Origin of the sequence: Bartonella queenslandensis AUST/NH15 (genome assembly GCF_000312585.1) — a bacterium.
GTDB classification, from domain to species: Bacteria; Pseudomonadota; Alphaproteobacteria; order Rhizobiales; family Rhizobiaceae; genus Bartonella; species Bartonella queenslandensis_A.
The window spans coordinates 61,584-63,550 of record NZ_HE997977.1; the positions used below are offsets into that span (position 1 = coordinate 61,584).

Below are 1,967 nucleotides of genomic sequence, written 5' to 3' on the forward strand. Positions count from 1 at the left end.
ACCATCATAAAAAATGTTTTTTTCCTTTACACCTCATTTATATCATGCTTCGATACGAAATAATGCCTTTTTTAGTGTCATTTAATCTCAAAATAATTAAAGGGAACCCCTAAAAAATGAACGGTAAACAAAATTTAAAAGATGATCCTCAGAAGAAACTACAACGTGGTCTAGATAACCGTCACGTACAACTTATAGCCCTCGGTGGAGCTATTGGAACAGGACTCTTCATGGGATCAGGAAAAACAATTAGTGTAGCCGGCCCTTCCATTATACTCGTTTATGCTATTATTGGAGGTGCTCTCTATTTTGTCATGCGTGCTATGGGAGAATTATTGCTTTCTAATTCACAATATCGATCTCTTATTGATTTCTCAACCGATATGCTAGGACCGGGAATCGCTTTTTTTGTTGGCTGGAACTATTGGTTAAGCTGGGTTGTGACTGGAGCTGCAGATATTATTGCTATCATTAACTATATGCATTTCTGGTGGCCAACACTTAATCCATGGATTGTTGTTTTTGCTTGCATTGGTTTCTTTTTAATCCTTAATCTCCTTGCCGTAAAATTTTTCGGTGAACTTGAATTCTGGTTTGGTCTTATCAAAGTCGTAGCGATTTTAGCATTAGTTATTGTTGGATTTTATATGATCACTACAGGCTTTACCCCTCCAAATGGGACTGTCGCTTCTCTCAGTCACGTATGGAATGGTGGAGATATATTTCCCCGAGGAATTACAGGTTTTTTTGCCGGATTTCAAATTGCCATTTTTTCTTTTGTGGGGATAGAAATTGCTGGAACAACAGCTGCTGAAGTCAAAGAACCGAAAAAAGTTCTCCCTAAAGCAATTAATGCAATACCGGTGCGTATTGTCCTCTTTTACATCTTTTCTCTTGCAGTGATTATGTCAGTGACACCTTGGGATCAAATTGTTCCAGATAAAAGCCCCTTTGTCTCCATGTTTGGGCTTGCTGGCATTCCAATTGCTGCTGGTTTGGTTAATTTTGTTGTTCTCACTTCCGCAGCCTCTTCAGCAAACAGTGGTATTTTTTCCACCAGCCGTATGATATACGGTCTTGCAACACAAAAAGGCGCTCCTCCAATTTTAGGGAAGCTTTCCAGATACCATGTGCCAGCTAATGCTTTGTTTTTTTCCTGCCTATGTATTTTAGTAGGATATACGATTGCATCATCATCTCCAAGTATCATAAGTGCTTTTACAATTGTGACAAGTATTTCAGCTATTGCATTTCTATTCGTATGGTCCGTCATTTTGATTAGCTATATTGTGTATCGTCGCAATCACCCTCATCTACATGCTGAATCCGTCTACAAAATGCCGGGAGGTACCATTATGTGCGGGATTGTGTTAGTATTCTTTGCTTTCATGCTCTATTTGTTGACGTTAGAACATGATACCCTAATAGCTTTAAAATACAGTATAGTCTGGTTTATCTTCTTAGGCATAATGTATTTTATGTTTATAAGAAAAAAAATTGCTCCAAAGAACAAATAAAATCTATACGAAATTTCTCAAAAAAGGGTAGCTAAAGTTACCCTTTTTCTCCTTAACCTCCTCCTTATACCTCAAAAAGAAGGGGATTCCTCCCAGCGCCGGTTTGTAAACAGTCTGGCTTGTTAAAGGAGATGCTGCTAACCACTGATATGGTTCACCTACATAAAGCTCTATAGACAAACCCTGCTCTGAATACGCACTCCCACCACTCATTCTAAAAATACCACATATGTAAATTTTATATGCCTTATCACTGCTCACAACAGTGTTTGTACGGCATAACAGGATAAGACACGAGCTATTCTGTAAAGAATTTTCTATAAAATTCGCTTACATTGTTTACGAATAAAATATTTAGATTTTACCTAAAATCCCCCCCAATTTTTTATGCAACTTTCTTTCAAGATTAAAAATACATTTCTAGATGGAAGTATCCTAACAGCCATCTAC

Annotated in this window: 1 protein-coding gene; it reads left to right on the plus strand. The window is 37.5% G+C overall.

Annotated elements, in window-relative coordinates:
* The first annotated feature begins 116 nt into the window (after nucleotides 1–116).
* On the plus strand, nucleotides 117–1,517 hold the full coding sequence (locus BN338_RS00885) for an amino acid permease (protein WP_039758150.1): 1,401 nt from the start codon (nucleotides 117–119) through the stop codon (nucleotides 1,515–1,517).
* The last annotated feature ends 450 nt before the right edge of the window (nucleotides 1,518–1,967 follow it).

Coding starts and splice junctions, on each gene's coding strand:
- BN338_RS00885 (WP_039758150.1), top strand. CDS start 117: ATGAACGGTAAACAAAATTTAAAAGATGATCCTCAGAAGAAACTACAA.